The organism is Oerskovia sp. NPDC060287, assembly GCF_042726775.1.
GTDB lineage: Bacteria > Actinomycetota > Actinomycetes > Actinomycetales > Cellulomonadaceae > Oerskovia > Oerskovia merdavium.
Genome location: NZ_JBHXBO010000083.1, coordinates 1 through 16,891 on the forward strand (window position 1 = coordinate 1; position 16,891 = coordinate 16,891).

The following is a 16,891-nucleotide window of genomic DNA, read 5'->3' on the forward strand; positions in this document are numbered from 1 at the left end:
TGTTCGCTGGGCTGGGCGGGGGGCGCGGGCCGTACCCCACACCCCCCCCGACGGACCACTACCTCGGCGGCAGGATCAGGACAGCGCCTCGCGCATGACCTTCGCGAGCGAGAGCAGCCGAGCGTTGTCGAACAGGTCCTCGAGCAGCACCACGTTGCCGGACGGGTCGCCCAGCGGCACCTTCCAGTTGGGGTACTCCTGGTCGGTGCCCGGCTGGTTCTGGGTGCGCCGCTCCCCCACCGCGTCGGCGAGCGAGACACCGAGGAGCACCGCGGGGGACTGCGTGATCAGCACGTGCAGCGCCTCGACGAGCTCTCGCTCCGACGGGTCCTCACCGACGAGCCCGCGCTCGACGAGCAGCGCGACCATCGTGTCCCGCTCCTCGCGCGCCTCGCGTCGGACCACGTAGGCGGGCTCGGTCAGCAGGCCCAGCCGCTCGCGCAGGTCCACGTGCTCTCCCGCGAGGTATCCGGCGGTGGGCGGAAGGTCGTGCGTGGTGATCGTGGCGAGCGCGAGCCGACGGTAGTCCTCGGGGGGCAGGGGGCGACCACCCTCCCCCTTCTCGAACCACAGGACGGACGTGCCGAGGATGCCGCGCTCGGTCAGGTAGTCGCGGACCCAGGGCTCGAACACCCCGAGGTCCTCGCCGATCACGACCGCCCCGGCACGCTGCGCCTCGAGGCACAGGATCCCGATGAGCGCCTCGTGGTCGTAGCGGACGTAGGCTCCCGCGTCGGCGCGCGCGGCTCCCGGGATCCACCAGAGCCGGAACAGCCCGATGATGTGGTCGACCCGGATCGCGCCCGCGTGCCGCAGCACGGTGCGCAGCAGGTCGCGGTACGGGGCATAGCCCGCCCGGGCGAGAGCCTGCGGGTGCCACGGCGGCTGCGACCAGTTCTGCCCCTGCTGGTTGTACATGTCCGGTGGCGCCCCGACGGTCACGCCGCCGGCGAGCACGTCGCGGTGCGCCCACGCGTCCGCGCCGTGCGGGTGCACGCCCACCGCGAGGTCGTGCATGACGCCGATCGACATCCCGGCCTCGCGTGCCGTGCGCTGCGCGACCTCGAGCTGCTCGTCCGCCACCCACTGGAGCCAGCAGTAGAAGTCGACCTGGTCGTCGAGCTGCTCGCGCAGCACCGCGACCCCGGGAGAGGACGGGTCGAGCGCGTACGGAGGCCAGTCCTGGTCGCCGAAGTGGTCCGCGAGCGCGCACCAGGTCGCGAAGTCCTCGAGCCCCTTGCCCTGCTCGCTGCGGAACGCGTCGAGAGCCGCCTGGCGCGCGGTCGAGCGCGGCGCGGCGAACACGACCTCGAGCGCGGCCTTCTTGGCCTCCCACGCGACGTCGCGGTCGATCGGCCCGGGATCCGCGCTGAGGTCACGGACGGGGTCGAAGGCCCACTCGACGAGCGACCTGTCGGCCGCCGTGAGGTACCCGGTCTCCCGCACGTCCTCGACGCGGATGTACAGCGGGTTGACGAAGCGCCTGCTCGTGGGCAGGTAGGGCGAGGGCGTCATGGGGGTCCGTGGCTCGGCCGCGGCCAGCGGGTTCACGAGCACGAAGTCCGCACCGGCCCGGTGCGCGCCGAGCCAGGCGAGGTCTGCGAGGTCCGCCAGGTCCCCGACCCCCCACGAGGCGCGCGAGCGCACCGAGTAGAGCTGCGCCATGAGTCCCCAGGCGCGCCCTCCCGAGCGCAGGGGGTCGGGGAGCTCGAGGCGCTGCGGCGTCACGACGAGCGTCGCTCGCGCCTGCGTCCCGTCGCTCGTCGCGTGGATCTCGTGCCACCCCAGGGGCAGGTCCTCGGGGACGGCGAAGGTCGCCCGGCCCACGGCCCGCCCGTCGACCGTGCGGGGCTCGACGTAGTCGTCGACCTGCGGCAGGTCACGACGCTCGCGCACCGCGGGGGCCGTCGACCGGTAGCCCGGCGCCTCGGGGGGCTCGAGCTCGACCCACACCTCGACCTGGGAGCCGTCCGTGACGTGCACGGGGAAGCGTGCACCGACGCCCTGTCGGACGACGAGCGTGGGCGGCAGCATCTGGCGCCACGTGTCGTCCTCGGAGTGCTCGAGGCTCACGGCGACCTTCTCGGGGGACGAGGCGGGCACCCCGAGCGCTTCGAGCACCGCGACGAGCGTCTGTGCGCTCACGGGGCGACGTTCCCCGTCGAACCCCCAGAAGTCGGGCGCCACTCCGTGGACCGCGGCCAGCTGGACCAGCGGTTCGGGCACGTCGGCCGTGACAGGTTGGAGAGCGCTCACGAGGCGATCCTGCCAGAGGGCGACCCGCTCGGCAGACCTTCGGCCCGGCGCGGCGTCGCCCCGGCCACCGGACCGTGCCCCCGTCCGCCCTCGCAGCGCGCGACAGCGGGTCCCCCACACGTCCTCCGCACACCCCGCGCACTCCCCCCGCGCTCCTCACCCGATCCCCTGGTGAGGCTCGTCACCCGGGGTGCGCGACGCCGTCGGGCTCCCTGCCGCGACCGGTAGCCTGCCGGGATGGAATCACCGACCCCGTCCCCCCTCGACGACGTCACCGACAAGGTCGCGGACCAGGCCAGCATCTGGCTCGAGTGGTTCCTCGGCGCTCCCCTCCGGATCATCCTCATCATCGCGATCGGCTCGGTCGCGCTGGCCGTGGTCCGGCGCATCATCGGCAACGTCACCGAGCACATCGCGGACGGCACCCCGATCACCGACCGCCGCGGCATGAAGGGCCTCAAGGGCCTCTCCGAGTCTCCCGTGGGCACCATCCTGGTGCGTGCCAACCCGCTCACGAGCGCCCGCCGCGCACAGCGCGCCCGGACGATCGGCTCGGTCCTGCGCTCGACGGCCAACATCCTGTTCGGGACGACCATCGTCCTCATGGTCCTCACCGAGCTCGGGATGAACATCGCACCGTTCCTCGCCTCGGCGGGGATCGTCGGTGTCGCGCTCGGGTTCGGCGCCCAGAGCCTCGTCAAGGACTTCCTCTCGGGGACCTTCATGCTGCTCGAGGACCAGTACGGCGTGGGCGACTCGGTCGACTTCGGGGTCGTGTCCGGGACCGTCGAGGAGGTCGCGCTGCGCGTGACCAAGGTGCGCGACGGGGACGGCACCCTCTGGTACATCCGCAACGGCGAGATCCTGCGCACGGGCAACAAGTCGCAGGAGTGGGGCCGAGCCTCGGCCGAGGTGCACGTCGCCTACTTCGCGGACCTCGACGAGGTCCAGCGCTGCCTGCGCGAGGCGGGCGAGGAGGTCGCCGCGGACCCCGTCCTGGGGACGTACCTGCTCGAGCAGCCTGCCGTGTCCGGCATCGAGTCCATGAGCCCCGAGGAGCTCGTGCTCAAGGTCAGCGTCAAGACCCAGGCCTCGATGCAGGGCGAGATCTCCCGGGCGCTGCGCAAGGCGGCCCGCGAGCGCCTCGCCGCGGCCCACGTCCCGATGGCCGGGGCCGAGGACCCCTCGACGGTCGAGGCGGACCCCGTCGACCACCTGCTCGTCCCCGCCCACGGGACACCGCCCGCGCAGGTGTCGGCTCCCGCGAGCGCCACCGCGCCCCGCGACGCGGTGCGTCAGGAACTGCCCCAGGACACCGTCCAGGCGTCACCGCAGGCAGAGCGCTAGCAGAGCGCTCGCAGAGCGCTAGCAGAGCGCCGGTCGGCCGCCTCAGGACCAGGTCAGGACGGGCTCGCCCGCAGAGACCTGGGTCCCGGGGGGAACCAGGGACGCGAGCAGCCCGGGGTCGCCCTGGAGCGCGATCACCGGGCACACCGTGGACAGCCCGAGCGCGGCCACCCGGGCGGGCTCCCAGGTGATGAGCGTCGCACCCACCTCGACGCGGTCTCCTGCCTCGACGTGGAGCTGGAACCCCTCACCACCGAGCCTGACCGTGTCGATCCCGAGGTGCACGAGGACCGTGCGCCCCTCGGCGGTCTCGAGCGCGAACGCGTGCGGGAACAGCGACCCGATGGTCCCTGACACCGGCGCCACGACCGTCGAGACCCCGGCCGCGTCCGCCCCGGGCTCGATCGCCAGCCCGGGGCCCACGAACTCCTGGGAGAACACCGGGTCGGGGACCTCCTCGAGCGCTACGACCGTCCCCGCCAGCGGCGCGGTGACCACGAGGCCCGGCCCGTCGTGCGACGAGCCGGGCCTCGTGGGCCGTGCGTCCTGTCCGCTGCGGGGCATCTGCTCGCGTCAGCGCAGGGTGTCGAGCTCGGCGGCGAGGTTGTCGGCCTCCGGGCCGACGATCACCTGGATGATCCGTCCCGATCGCACCACGCCGAAGGCCCCCGTGGCCTTGAGCCGGGCCTCGTCCACGAGCGTCGGGTTGGTCACCTCGACGCGCAGCCGGGTGATGCAGGGTTCGAGGTCGACGACGTTCTGCTGTCCGCCGAGCGCCTCGAGGATCTGCTGTGCCTTGCTCATGTACGAACTCCTGACTCCTGTGCTGCGGGCGCCGTTGCCTGTGCGAAGGACTGCGGACAGGCCTCTTTCCTCCACCCTAGTCTCAGTCGGCGCTCGGAGGGCGCGGGCGTGCGGGCGATTTCGGCAGGGGACCACGTGCCCGTCCGCTTGGCGGACCGCACGCGGCTGGGGAACACTGCGGGTGAGGACACCGGCCGATCGCCGGACCCGACCAAGACCTTGGAGGACGACGTGGCCAGCGAGGAACAGCGGACCATCACCGGCATCGGGGTGTGCCCCGGCAAGGTCGTGGGACCGGTCGTCTTCCTGCCCGAACCGCTCGCGGAGCCCTCGCCCGGACTCCGTCTGCGGCCCACCGCGGACCTGCAGGCCGAGGCGGACCGCATCCCGGTCGCGGCGGCACAGGTCCAGGGGGACCTCGAGCGCGCCGCGGCGAACGCGACGGGAGACACGCGCGACGTCCTCGAGGCCACGGCCGCCATGGCCGCCGACCCGACGCTCGCGGCCGACGCCGCGCGGCGCGTCATCGACGAGCACCTGATCGCCGAGCGCGCGGTGTGGGAGGCCGCCGAGTCCGTCGCCCAGCAGTTCGAGGCCCTGGGCGGGTACTTCGCCGAGCGAGCGCGCGACATCGCCGACGTCCGCGACCGCATCGTCGCGGCGCTCTCGGGCAGGCCGGCCCCTGGCGTTCCCGACCACCCCGAGCCGTTCGTCCTGGTCGCGCTCGACCTGGCCCCGTCGGTGACCGCGGGCCTGGACCCGGCCCGCGTCCTCGCGATCGTGACCGACGGCGCCGGTCCCACGTCGCACACCGCGATCGTCGCCAACGCCATGGGCATCCCCGCGGTCGTCGCCGCGACGGGCGCGAGCGAGGCCTTGACCGCGGGCGACACGGTCCTCGTCGACGGGTCCGCGGGCACGGTGCTCGTGCACCCCACCGACCAGCAGGTCGCCACGGCCCGGGCGCTGGCGGCGACCGTCCGCACGTTCTCCGGCGAGGGCCGCACGGCCGACGGCCACCGCGTCCAGCTCCTGGCCAACATCGGCGACCCCGCGGGGGCCGAGCCCGCCGCGGCGGCGGGCGCCGAGGGCGTGGGTCTGTTCCGCTCCGAGTTCTGCTTCCTCGACCGCGAGCAGCCGCCCTCGACCGAGGAGCAGGTCGCGGCCTACCGGACGGTCTTCCACGCGTTCGCCGGTCGCAAGGTCGTGATCCGCACGCTCGACTCGGGGGCCGACAAGCCCCTGCACTTCCTGTCGGTCGACGACGAGGAGAACCCCGCGCTCGGCGTGCGCGGCCTGCGCACGGCCGAGAAGTGGCCCGAGCTCCTCGAGCAGCAGCTCGAGGCCATCGCGATCGCTGCCGCGGCCGAGGAGGCCGAGGTCTGGGTCATGGCCCCCATGGTCTCGACGGTCGCGGAGACCGAGTGGTTCGTCGCGCGCTGCGCGGCGCACGGACTGGGCACCGCAGGCGTCATGATCGAGGTCCCGAGCGCGGCCCTGCTGTCCGGCCCCATCCTCGCGCGGGCGCACTTCGCGTCGATCGGCACCAACGACCTCACGCAGTACACCATGGCCGCCGACCGCCTCCTCGGGTCGCTCGCCGAGCTCTCCGACCCGTGGCAGCCCGCGGTGCTCCAGCTCGTCGCGGCCACCTGCCGCGGCGGGGACCTGCAGGGTCGCCCCGTGGGCGTGTGCGGCGAAGCCGCCTCGAACCCCGTGCTCGCGGCCGTGCTCGTCGGGCTCGGGGTGTCCTCGCTGTCCATGACCGCGCGGGCGATCCCCGACGTCGCCGCGCTGCTCGGCGCGGTCACGATCGGGCAGTGCCGTGAGGTGGCCCAGCTCGCGCTCGCGGCCGAGAGCGCGACCGACGCGCGCGCCGTCGTGCGGGCAGCCCTGCCACAGCTCGACGAGCTGGGGCTGTGACGTGCCCGGGAGCGGTGAGCGTCACGTCGTGACGGCACCCCCGGGCACGACGCCGGGTGGGATGATGGCGGCGTGACCAGCGACCCTGCTCCCCACCCCGGCGCCTCGCCCGCGCCGCTCCCCGTGAGCGCCGCCGCCCCGCGGCTGCGCGAGTCCGTCACCTCGGCGGGCTCGTTCTACGACGAGATCGGCGGGCACGAGACCTTCGTGCAGCTCGTCGACGTCTTCTACGCGGGCGTCGCGGCCGACCCGGTGCTCAAGCCCATGTACCCCGAGGAGGACCTCGGCCCGGCCAAGGTGCGGCTGACGACGTTCCTCGAGCAGTACTGGGGCGGGCCCACCACCTACTCCGAGCAGCGTGGGCACCCGCGCCTGCGCATGCGCCACGCGCCGTACAAGGTGAACCCCGACGCGAGGGACCGCTGGCTCGCCCACATGCGCGCCGGCGTCGACTCGCTCGACCTCGCGCCGCTGCACGAGGCCACGCTCTGGGACTACCTGGAACGTGCCGCCCACTCGCTGATCAACACCTTCGAGGAGTGACGTGACCGACGTGACGGCCCCCCGCGCCGACCAGTCCGAGCAACGCGACCACACCCAGCCCCTGCGCACCAAGGTCACGGCCGACGAGCTCGCCCGTGACCCGTTGGGCAACCTGCTGCGCGCGCTCCAGCTCGAGGAGAAGCCGGCCGACGACTCCCGCTCCGACGGCGCCGACGTGCGCTTCGGCGGCCTGAGCGTCGACCAGCCCAACGCCCGGATCTACGGCGGCCAGGTGCTCGCCCAGGCGCTCATGGCCGCAGGCCTGACCGTCGAGGGCGACCGGCGGCCGCACTCGATGCACGGCTACTTCCTGCGCGCGGGCGACCTCGACGCCCCCATCGAGTTCGCCGTCGAGAAGTTGCGCGACGGCCGCTCGTTCAGCGCACGCCGCACGCACGCCGTGCAGCACGGCAAGCCGATCCTGTCGATGATCGCCTCGTTCCAGGAGGAGCAGGACGGCGTCGAGCACACCTCGCCCATGCCCGAGGCCCCCGCCCCCGAGACCATCCCGTCGGCCTTCGACGAGCTCGGCAAGATCCCGCACCCCGCGGCACGCTCGCGCTCGCACGAGGCCGCGTTCGACCTGCGGCACGTGGGCGGCTCGCTCTACCTGGGTCCCGGCGCCGAGCGCACCGACCACCAGATGGTGTGGATGAAGGCCCGCGGGCCCGTCGAGGGCGACCAGCTCCTGCACCGTGCCCTCATGGCGTACGCGTGCGACCAGATCATGCTCGAGCCCGTGCTGCGCAAGACCGGCTCGAGCTGGGTCACCCCCGGTGCGTCGATCGCGAGCCTCGACCACGCCATGTGGTGGCACCGTGACGCCCGGGTCGACGACTGGCTGCTCTACGTCCAGTCCTCCCCCAGCGCCCAGGGTGGGCGCGGCCTCGGTGCCGCCCGCGTCTACACGCGGGAGGGGACGCTCGTGGCGAGCATCGCGCAGGAGGGCATGCTGCGGCTCCCGGTCTGAATGAGGTGGCTGGCGCCTGGTGGACCGTGCGACACTCCGAGGCCATCAATGATCGGAGCCTCATGTCCACGCCCCTGGCGCCAGCCCTCACGACCCTGTGGCGACCCACGGGACCGGCCGAGCTCGCGCTCGTCGAGGCGTCGGGCTGGACGGCCTGGCCTCCACGGCTGCCTGAGCAACCGATCTTCTACCCGGTGCTGAACGAGGAGTATGCGATCCGGATCGCGCGCGACTGGAACGTCCCGCACTCGGGGGTCGGCTATGTGACGCGCTTCCAGGTCGAGTCCTCGTTCCTCGAGCGCTACCCCGTCCAGCAGGCGGGTGGGCGGACGATCCTCGAGCTGTGGGTCCCGGCAGAGGACCTGCCGGACCTCAACGCGCACATCGTGGGGCGCATCGAGGTCGTGCACGAGTTCCGCCCTCAGGACGCGACAGCCTGACGGGCGAGCCGCTCGGGCGCGGGGCAGGATGACCGGATGGTCCGCCTGCGCCGCGTCTCGGTCTCCTCGCCCGGGTACGGCCGACGCCGCCACGGGAAGGGCTTCTCGTACCTCGACGTCGACGGGTCGCGACTGACCGACGCCGAGGAGCGCGCACGCTGCACGCGCCTCGTCGTCCCGCCCGCCTGGTCGGACGTCTGGATCTGCCGGTACCCGGACGGCCACATCCAGGCGTTCGGGTACGACGACGCGGGGCGCGGCCAGTACCTGTACCACGACCAGTGGCGGGAGCGCCGCAGCCGCCGCAAGTTCGACCACGTCCTCGCGGTGGGCGCCCGCCTGCCTGCGGCTCGCCGCCGCGTCGCCAAGGACCTCGCCCTCGACGGGATGCCGCGCGAGAAGGTCCTCGCGCTCGCGTTCCGGCTCCTGGACCTCGCGTACTTCCGGGCCGGCAGCGAGACGTACGCGAAGGCGAACGGCAGCTACGGGCTCGCGACGCTGCTGACCGAGCACGTGCGCGTGCGCCGCGACGGCTCGGTCCACTTCCGCTACCCCGCGAAGTCGGGCCAGGTGCGTGACGTCGTCGTCGACGACGATCGGGTGCGCGAGATCGTCACGACGCTCGTGCGGCGTCGGGACGCGGGCGACCTGCTCGCGTGGCGCGAGGAGGCGCCGGGCGGTGTCGTCTGGCACGACGTGACGAGCGCGGACGTGACGGCCTACCTCAAGGAGCGCCTCGGCGAGGACGCGACCGCGAAGGACTTCCGCACCTGGCACGCGACGGTCCTCGCGGCCCTCGCGCTCGCGGACTCGGGCTCGCCACCCGCCTCGGCCCGTGCTCGGCGCGCGGTGGTCGCAGACGTCGTCCGGGACGTCGCCGACGAGCTCGGCAACACCCCGGCCGTCGCGCGGTCGTCGTACGTCGACCCGCGCCTGATCGACCTCTGGGAGCGCGGGCAGACCGTCGCTCCGCTCCTGGGCAGGCGCCGGAGCCAGGCTTCGGTGGAGCGTGCGGTGCTCGACCTGCTGGCCTAGTCGCGGGCCCGGTCCAGGCTGCTCCGGAGACGGACGAGCCCCGCGGGACGAACGGCCCTTCCTGGGAGTCTCCTGGACGTGCTACGTTCTGCCGCCATCTCATCACGTTCAAGCACGGAGCATCGACGATGATCTTCTTCGGCTGGGGCCGCAAGGCCAAGTCACAGCACATCTCTCCAGAGCAGGCGCTGGTCCTCGCCTACGCGTACGTCCACATCTTCTGGCTCTTCCGTATCACGGTGCCGCGGGAGTACAGCCTCGCGACGCTGACGCCGTCGGGCTGGGCCCAGCGACCGCTGACCGCGGACGAGACGACGAGCGCACGCAGCGAGCTGTCGATCCACTGGTGGTGGAAGTGGGGGCTGGCGATCATCGGCGTGCCGTTCTTCGCGTTCTTCGTCCTGGTCCTCGCTCTTCCCGCCTGACGCGGATCACGCCCAGGTCCCGGGGGCCGGCAGGTCGCGAGCGGCCGGCCCCCGGGCCACCATGGGGAGCACCATGACTCCCGTCGACGACACCGCTCCCCCACCCACCGCGACCGCTCCTGCCGACAGACCGACCGAGAGCTCCGAGCCGACCCCCCTGACGGTCGCCGTCACGGGCGTCACGGGGTACGTCGGTGGCCGCCTGGTCCCCGAGCTCCTGGACGCCGGGCACCATGTCCGGGCGCTCGCCCGCCGCCCCGAACGCCTGGCCGGACGCGACTGGGCGCGCCGCGTGGACCTCGTGCAGGCCGACGCGTCCGACCTCGACCAGATCCGCGACGCGCTCCGCGGGGCCGACGTCGCGTACTACCTCGTCCACTCGCTCGGCACGGGCCGCTCGTTCGCGGCACGCGACCGGCGGACCGCACTGACCTTCGCGCAGGCCGCCCGCGAGGCGGGCGTGGGCCGGATCGTCTACCTGGGCGGCCTGTTCCCCGACGTCGACGACGCCGAGCTGTCACCGCACCTGGCCTCGCGCAAGGAGGTCGGGGAGATCCTGCTCGCCTCGGGAGTCCCGACGACGGTGCTCCAGGCCGCGGTGATCCTCGGCTCGGGCTCGGCCTCGTTCGAGATGATGCGCTACCTGACCGAACGCCTGCCCGCGATGACGACGCCGCGCTGGGTCGACAACCGCATCCAGCCGATCGCGATCCGTGACGTGCTGCGCTACCTGGTCGGCAGCGCCACGATGCCCGCGGACGTCTCGCGGGCGTTCGACGTCGGCGGCCCCGACGTCCTCACGTACCGCCAGATGATGCAGGGCTACGCCCAGGTCGCGGGGCTCCCCCGGCGGCTGATCGTGAGCGTCCCGGTCCTGACCCCGCGCTTGTCGAGCCACTGGGTGGGTCTCGTGACCCCTGTCCCCGCGAGCATCGCGCGCCCCCTCGTGGAGTCGCTCGTCCACGAGGTCGTGTGCGACGAGCACGACATCGCGCAGTACGTCCCCGACCCTCCCGGCGGGCTGATCGGCTTCCGCCGCGCGGTCGAGCTCGCGCTCGAGCGCATCCACGACGGCGAGGTGACCACCCGCTGGTCGTCGGCCGCGGTCGAGGGGGCACCGAGCGACCCGCTGCCCTCGGACCCCGACTGGGCGGGCGGCTCGCTCTACGTCGACGAGCGGCGACGCGTGGTCGACGCCCCGCCCGACGTCCTGTGGAAGGTCGTCGAGTCGATCGGTGGGCAGGGCGGCTGGTACTCGTGGTCGCTCGCGTGGCGGGTCCGCGGGCTCATGGACCGCTTGTCGGGGGGACCGGGTCTGCGCCGGGGGCGCCGTGACGAGAACACGCTCGTGGTCGACGACGTCCTGGACTTCTGGCGGGTCGAGGCGATCGAGCCGGGCCGCCGGCTGCTGCTGCGCGCCGAGATGCGGCTCCCCGGCCTCGCGTGGCTCGAGCTGCGGGTGGACGAGGCGGCTGAGGAGGTCGCGGAGCCCGACGACGTCGGCCCCGCCCCCGAGGACGCGTCCGGCCCGGGCCGGACGTACTTCGCGCAGCGCGCGCTCTTCTACCCGCACGGGCTCGCGGGCCAGGCCTACTGGTGGTCGGTCAAGCCGTTCCACGGCGTGGTGTTCGGTGGCATGCAGAAGAACATCGCCGAGGCTGCCGAACGGGCGGCCGCGGCGGCGCGCACGGGTCCGGGCACGGCCGACCGGACCGTCACTCCTCCGCGGTGAGCATCCGGTCCACGAGCGCGAACGCGGTCTCGCTCACGACCATGCCCGCGAGGGTCACGTCGGTGAGGTCGGCGTAGTCCTCGATGAGCTCACGGATGTCCTCGTCGAGGACGCCGGGGCGGTGGACCGCCCCGCGCGCGGGCACGGCCCCCGAGACGAGGTCGAACGCGAGCGACGCGATCGCCGCGAGCAAGGGATCCTCCGAGGCGACGAGCCGGGCGATCGCGGCGCGTCCGGCGAACGAGGTCGCCTCGCCCGTGACGGCTTGGAAGGCGAGCAGCGCGACCTGCAGCGTGCGCGGCCCACCGAGGAACGCGGCGTCGAGGCCGGGCAGCAGCTCCTGCGCGGCGAGCAGGACCTCGAGCTGGAGGTCGACCTGCTCGGCGGGCTCGCCGGGCAGGTGCGCGGCCCCCATGGTCAGCAGCAGGAGCGCGACGCCGCTCCGGACCTCCTCGGCCAGGCCCTCGTCCCGCACGACCGCGGCCAGCACGCGCAGCGCGGGCAGCGACGCCTCGTAGAGCGCGCCGTCGTGGTTGACGACCTGCCACAGCAGGTCGAGCGCCTCGTCGCGCTCGGGTCCCTCGGGCCCGACGACGGCGCGCACCAGGGGCGGGAACGCGTCGGCAGGGCCGAACGCGCCCTGGAGGGCCTGCCAGTCCACGGCGCCGAGCTCCGCCTCGACCTCCGAGACGGGAGGGGTCGTCCGCCGGACGACAGGCACAGCGGTCTCGGGTTCGACGGTCTCGGGTACGGCGGTGACGGCCTCGGCCTCGCCGACAACCTCTACGGTGTCCACGCGCGCATCATGACATCTACCGGGGACATCCGTCACCGTCGAGTTCGTCACCACCCCTCTCAGCATCTCGTCAACGCCCCCTGCGCCGGAACTCCAGAGGGTCCTCGACGAAGGGCTGCCAGGCAGCGCGCTCGTCGTCGGTGATGCGCCGCGGAGCCCCCGTCGACGCGTCGACGACCACGATCGTCGTCGCGGCCTTGGCGTAGGGGCGGCTACCGATCGAGGGTCCGGTGCGTCCCGAGGGCTCGGGCCACTCGGTGTGGACCTCGTAGCAGACCTCGAGGCTCGCCCCGCCCAGGTGCCCGAGCCACATCTCGACGCGCACGGGGCTGCGCGTGAAGCCGAGCGGCCGCAGGTACTCGATCTCCTGCCGGGCGACGAGCGTGTGCGAGGTCGCGTGGGGGCCCGTGTCGAGCACGGCCGTGGGCCAGCTCTCCTCGACCGTGGCCTCGGGATGACGCCAGAAGGCCGTGATGCGGGCGTCCTCGAGGAGCCGGAGCATCTCGACGTTGTTGACGTGCTGGTAGGCGTCGAGGTCGGACCAACGCAGGGCGACGGGGACGTGCAGGCGGGTCATGGAAGTCCTTTCTTCGATTCCGCAGGGCCTCGCACCACGTCGCGGCCGATGGCTCGGGACGTGGGGGCACCCGGGCCACCCTACGCCCGCCTCACCCCGCCGCGATATGGGCGGCCACGCGGCACGTCGTCAGGGCCGACAGCTCCTCGGCCACCGGCAGGCGCACCTGGCCGTCCGCGACCCGACCGACGCTCTCCCGCAGCCTGCGCCGAGCACGCGCGGCCCGCCGTCGGGCACCCAGCGCGCCCGCGAGGCGCGAGACGAGCGCCACGACCAGCCCGACCACCACCCCGCCCACGACCATGAGCGTGGGCCACGGGAACCCGCGCCACGTCGGGGTCTCGGGCGCGGGCAGCTGGAGGTACGCGAGGACCGCGAGCACACCGAGCCACACGAGGCCCGCCGCCAGCACTCCCAGGACGACCCGCTGGACGAAGCTCACGACCCCCCACCAGACGGGGCGTCGCGTGGCCTCGAGCTCGGTGCCGGCCACGGCGAGGTCGAGCGCGTCGTCCAGACCGTCGGTGCTCGCCGCGACCCGGGACCGCGCGGCGAGCACCCAGTCCTCGGGCGCCCCTGCCGTCATGGTGCCGACGTACTCGCGGACCGCGACGTGGGCCCGGGCCGCGAGCGTGGGCGAGGCGGGCGGGAGCGACGTGCGCGAGAGGTCCGGCCGGTCCGTGCCGCGCGTCAGCCCGAGGCGGCGCAGCGGGTCCACGCGCAGGCGCCCGATCCAGCGCGTGGGGGGCCAGCCGGTCGCGGCCCGGGCACGCCGGTTCGCCGACCCTCGGACGGCGTCCACGACCGTGGGCACCCCCGCCGCGGCCTCGAGCGCGTCGACGAGCCGCTCGCGCGCGGCCTTCTGCGAACGGTCGGGGACCTTGTCCCCGCACGCGTCCGCGATCCTCGTCGCGACCCCGCGCACGTCGGCGACCAGGCGGGCCACCGCCGCCTCGCGCCGCACGGCGGCCTGGTCGAGGAGCGCGTCGAGCTCGTCGACCCCCTGCCCCGTGGTCGCCGAGACGCCCAGCACGCGGGCCGCAGCGAGCCCGTCCTCGGCCACGAGGCGACGCAGGTCCGCGAGGCACGCGGTCGCCTCCTCGGGGGTCAGCCGGTCGATCTGGTTGAGCACGACCACGACGACGTCCCCGTGCCCCGCGAGCGGACGCAGGTACCGCTCGTGCAGCGCGGCGTCGGCGTACTTCTGCGGGTCCACGACCCACACCAGGAGGTCGACCCGTTCGACGAGCCGTTCGGCGATCGCCCGGTGCTCGGTCTCGACCGAGTCGTGGTCCGGCAGGTCCAGCAGCACGAGGCCCTGGGTCGCCACCGCCGCACGGTCGGCCGCGTGGTGCCGGTCACCGACCTCGAGCCAGCTCAGGAGAGGGTCCGCACCCGGACCCCAGACGACCGCCAGGGGGCGCGACGTCGTCGGACGCGTGATGCCCGGGCGCGCGAGCGGCTCCCGGGCGATCGCGTTGAACAACGACGACTTGCCCGAACCGGTCGAGCCCGCGAGCGCCACGACCGTGTGCTCTGCCGACAGCGCGCTGCGCGTGGCCGTGCGGTCCAGGACCGCGCGCGCGTCGTCGAGGAGCGCTGCGGGCAGCCGCCCCTCCCCCGCGGAGACCGCGGTCTCGAGCGCGGAGACCCGGTCGGCGAGGTCGAGGCGGGCCATCAGCGCTCGTCCCCGGGCTCGTCGGTCGCGGTCGTGCTGGTCGCGTCGGCGGCGGTCTCGTCGGCGGGGCGTGCGCGGAACAGGCGTCGCCAGAAGCCGGGACGCTCGGCGCCCGCCGGCCCGTCCGCGGGGGCGTCGAGGGTCTGAGGGTCGCGCGCGTGCGCGCCGCGCAGGGCTCCCGCCTGCCCGACGACGGAGCCCAGGTCCGGCGCACCGGTCACCTCTGCGGCACGGGCCTTCTGCTCGCGCCGCGCGGCCCGGCGCACCTCCTCGGCCGCGGCGCGCAGCGGGGCACCGGTCGCCTCCCCCGTGCCGAGCGCGTCGAGCTGGGACGTGAAACGTCGGGCCTCGCCGTCGAGCACGGCCCCGACGCGGGCCGAGAGGCGGTCCTGGGCCGTGCGCGTGAGCCGGCGCACGGCGTCGTCGCCGAACACGGCCTCGAGCAGCTTCTGGGCGAGCACCGCGGTGCCGCCCGCGATACCGATCTCCGCCCCCGTGATGCCGCCCGTGGACGCGAAGACCAGGACCATGAGCGAGACGCCGAGCCCGTTGAGCCCGAACGACAGAGCACGCGCCGTGCCCCTCTTGGCCGCGGCCTGCTCGCTCACGAGCGCGAGGACGTCCGCCTGCCAGCCCCGGATCTCCTCGGCCACCCGGGTGCGCAGGGTGCCCGAGGCGCGGGACAGGTCGAGCCCGTCGAGCAGCGCGGCCCCCGACGGATCGGCGCGCCACGCGCGGTAGCTGCGCTCGGCGGCCTCCTCGGCCGCGTCGAGCACGACCGACTCCAGCCCGTGCGTGATGGCCTCCTCGACCTCGGGGACCTTGCGCCCCTTGCCCCGGAAGAACCCGCTGATCGCGTCGCGGACCGAGCCCACCTTCTGCTCGACCGCCCGGAAGAACTCGCCCGTCCCGACGAAGTCCTGCCAGCGCGAGAGCACCTCGCCGCGCAGCATGGTGCCGTCGCTCGTCGCGGCCAGGACTGTCCGGCGCGCGTCCTCGTACGCGGCGTCGACCGCGGCACGCAGGTACCCGTCGGCCTCGTGCTGCACGTCGACCGCGCCCGCGAGCTCGGTCGCGCGCCGGACCAGGTCGTCGACCACACCGTCGCGCGTCGCGTCGATCACGGCCGAGCGCGCGCCCGCGTCCCCTCCGAGGGCCGTGAGCCAGCGGGAGATCTCCCCCACCGCGGTCTCGGGAAGGAGCCCGTCGACGAGGTGCGCCTCGGGCACCAGGAAGATCGGCGCGTGCCCCAGACCGTTCTCGGAGGCCAGGCGGTGCAGGTCGGCGCCCACGGCCTCGGCGCCGGGGTCGACGCGGTCGAGCACCAGGGCCACCTGAGCCCGGCGCCGGGCGGCCTCGTGCAGCAGGTCCCACGGCACCGCGTCGGCGTAGCGCGCGGCCGTCGTGACGAAGAGCCAGAGGTCCGCGGCCCCGAGGAGCTGTGCCGCGAGCTCCCTGTTCTCGACGACGACCGAGTCGACGTCGGGGGCGTCGAGGAGCGCAAGGCCCTGCGGGAGGACCTCGGACGCCACCAGGCGTACCGACCGGTGGGCCGACGGGCTGTCCGTGTGGTCGACGGTCCCGGTCACGCGCGCTAGCCCGGGCAGGATGCGGTCGGTGCTGAACCAGCGCACGTCCAGGGGGTGGTGCACGAGCACAGGAGAGCGCGTCGTGGGCCGCAGCACGCCGGGCACCGTGACCTTCTCGCCCAGGACCGAGTTCACGAGCGTGGACTTGCCCGCCCCCGTCGACCCGCCCACGACCACGAGCAACGGGGCGCTGCGGGCTCGCAGGCGCGGCAGCAGGTAGTCGTCGAGCTGGTCGACCGCGAGCGCGAGCGTCCGGCGGTCCTCCTCGACCCCGGGCGTCGTCAGAGGCAGGCGCTGGGCGGTGAGCTCGCCGCGCAGGACGTCGAGGGCCGCGACGAGCTCGTCGGTGCCCGACTGGGCGGCACGTTCGAGCGACCGCCCGACCACGGGGTCCTCCGCGGCGGCGTGCCGCCCGAGCAGGCTCTCCTCGACCGACGAGGGTCCGTTCGCCGAGCTGCTGGGCGCTGGCGCGTCGAGGTCCTGCCCGGTGCCGGCGGGACCGCTGCCGGCGCCGGGCTCGCCCGGCCCGTCGTCGCTCGTGCGCGCGGCACCGCCGTCGGGGTCGCCGCCGACGGTCCGGCCGGCGTCGTCGCTCGGGATGGTCATGGGCCTCAGTCTGCCGGACCCGGCAGCCGAGCGACCGGTGAGCGCGCCGCGCACGCCGGGTGACGTCGGGCCGGAGGCCGCGAGCGCGGGAGGGCTGGACCGGCCGAGCGGGGAGGGGAGACGAGGGCGACCGGCCCAGCCCGCGGGCGGCGCGCCACGCACCAGAGGGC

15 protein-coding genes are annotated in these 16,891 nt (G+C 74.2%); 8 read left to right on the forward strand and 7 right to left on the reverse strand.

What is annotated here, in order from left to right:
- Positions 1-75: 75 nt before the first annotated feature.
- Entirely contained in the window at positions 76-2,256 is a 2,181-nt protein-coding gene (malQ, locus tag ACFWFR_RS09470; RefSeq protein ID WP_377622623.1) for a 4-alpha-glucanotransferase, read from the reverse strand.
- 237 nt (positions 2,257-2,493) lie between these two features.
- Here malQ and ACFWFR_RS09475 point away from each other — a divergent pair, with 237 nt between their 5' ends.
- On the forward strand, positions 2,494-3,603 hold the full coding sequence (locus tag ACFWFR_RS09475) for a mechanosensitive ion channel family protein (protein ID WP_377622624.1): 1,110 nt from the start codon (positions 2,494-2,496) through the stop codon (positions 3,601-3,603).
- A gap of 42 nt (positions 3,604-3,645) precedes the next feature.
- Here the strand turns inward: ACFWFR_RS09475 and ACFWFR_RS09480 are convergent, their stop codons facing one another.
- Together ACFWFR_RS09480 and ACFWFR_RS09485 are read right to left on the reverse strand one after the other, a co-directional pair.
- Positions 3,646-4,167 carry a PTS glucose transporter subunit IIA gene (locus ACFWFR_RS09480; protein WP_377622626.1) on the reverse strand — a complete coding sequence of 174 codons (522 nt, stop codon included), beginning with the start codon at positions 4,165-4,167 and terminating at the stop codon, positions 3,646-3,648.
- 9 nt (positions 4,168-4,176) lie between these two features.
- Entirely contained in the window at positions 4,177-4,407 is a 231-nt protein-coding gene (locus ACFWFR_RS09485; protein ID WP_056648565.1) for a glucose PTS transporter subunit EIIB, read from the reverse strand.
- 231 nt (positions 4,408-4,638) lie between these two features.
- Between ACFWFR_RS09485 and ptsP the strand changes: the two genes are divergently transcribed.
- The 7 genes from ptsP to ACFWFR_RS09520 all read left to right on the forward strand — a co-directional run bounded on the left by ptsP (position 4,639) and on the right by ACFWFR_RS09520 (position 11,475).
- Positions 4,639-6,330, forward strand: coding sequence for a phosphoenolpyruvate--protein phosphotransferase (ptsP, locus tag ACFWFR_RS09490; RefSeq protein WP_377615806.1), 1,692 nt, complete (start codon positions 4,639-4,641; stop codon positions 6,328-6,330).
- Between the two features lie 144 nt (positions 6,331-6,474).
- The gene (locus tag ACFWFR_RS09495; protein WP_191803226.1) at positions 6,475-6,873 is read left to right on the forward strand and encodes a globin; all 399 of its coding nucleotides are present in this window, start codon (positions 6,475-6,477) and stop codon (positions 6,871-6,873) included.
- 61 nt (positions 6,874-6,934) lie between these two features.
- Positions 6,935-7,843, forward strand: a complete 909-nt coding sequence (locus ACFWFR_RS09500; RefSeq protein WP_377622638.1) for an acyl-CoA thioesterase — start codon at positions 6,935-6,937, stop codon at positions 7,841-7,843.
- Between the two features lie 62 nt (positions 7,844-7,905).
- Positions 7,906-8,283, forward strand: coding sequence for a hypothetical protein (locus ACFWFR_RS09505; RefSeq protein ID WP_191802995.1), 378 nt, complete (start codon positions 7,906-7,908; stop codon positions 8,281-8,283).
- A gap of 36 nt (positions 8,284-8,319) precedes the next feature.
- Positions 8,320-9,318, forward strand: coding sequence for a DNA topoisomerase IB (locus tag ACFWFR_RS09510; protein WP_377622628.1), 999 nt, complete (start codon positions 8,320-8,322; stop codon positions 9,316-9,318).
- Between the two features lie 128 nt (positions 9,319-9,446).
- Positions 9,447-9,743, forward strand: a complete 297-nt coding sequence (locus ACFWFR_RS09515) for a hypothetical protein (RefSeq protein ID WP_191802999.1) — start codon at positions 9,447-9,449, stop codon at positions 9,741-9,743.
- Positions 9,744-9,816: 73 nt separating this feature from the next.
- The gene (locus ACFWFR_RS09520) at positions 9,817-11,475 is read left to right on the forward strand and encodes an SDR family oxidoreductase (protein WP_377622630.1); all 1,659 of its coding nucleotides are present in this window, start codon (positions 9,817-9,819) and stop codon (positions 11,473-11,475) included.
- Here the strand turns inward: ACFWFR_RS09520 and ACFWFR_RS09525 are convergent.
- The 4 genes from ACFWFR_RS09525 to ACFWFR_RS09540 all read right to left on the reverse strand — a co-directional run bounded on the left by ACFWFR_RS09525 (position 11,459) and on the right by ACFWFR_RS09540 (position 16,721).
- A complete protein-coding gene (locus tag ACFWFR_RS09525) occupies positions 11,459-12,271 on the reverse strand; it encodes a hypothetical protein (protein ID WP_377622632.1) in 813 nt (270 codons plus the stop codon). The two genes, ACFWFR_RS09520 and ACFWFR_RS09525, sit on opposite strands and share 17 nt — an antisense overlap.
- A 70-nt stretch (positions 12,272-12,341) precedes the next feature.
- Positions 12,342-12,848 (reverse strand): thioesterase family protein, encoded by a 507-nt coding sequence (locus ACFWFR_RS09530; RefSeq protein WP_191803006.1) that lies wholly within the window; start codon positions 12,846-12,848, stop codon positions 12,342-12,344.
- 91 nt (positions 12,849-12,939) lie between these two features.
- Complete coding sequence (locus ACFWFR_RS09535) at positions 12,940-14,526, reverse strand: GTPase family protein (RefSeq protein ID WP_377622634.1); 1,587 nt, start codon at positions 14,524-14,526, stop codon at positions 12,940-12,942.
- Positions 14,526-16,721 (reverse strand): dynamin family protein, encoded by a 2,196-nt coding sequence (locus ACFWFR_RS09540; protein WP_377622636.1) that lies wholly within the window; start codon positions 16,719-16,721, stop codon positions 14,526-14,528. Before ACFWFR_RS09540 ends, ACFWFR_RS09535 begins: the two co-directional genes overlap by 1 nt.
- Positions 16,722-16,891: the final 170 nt, after the last annotated feature.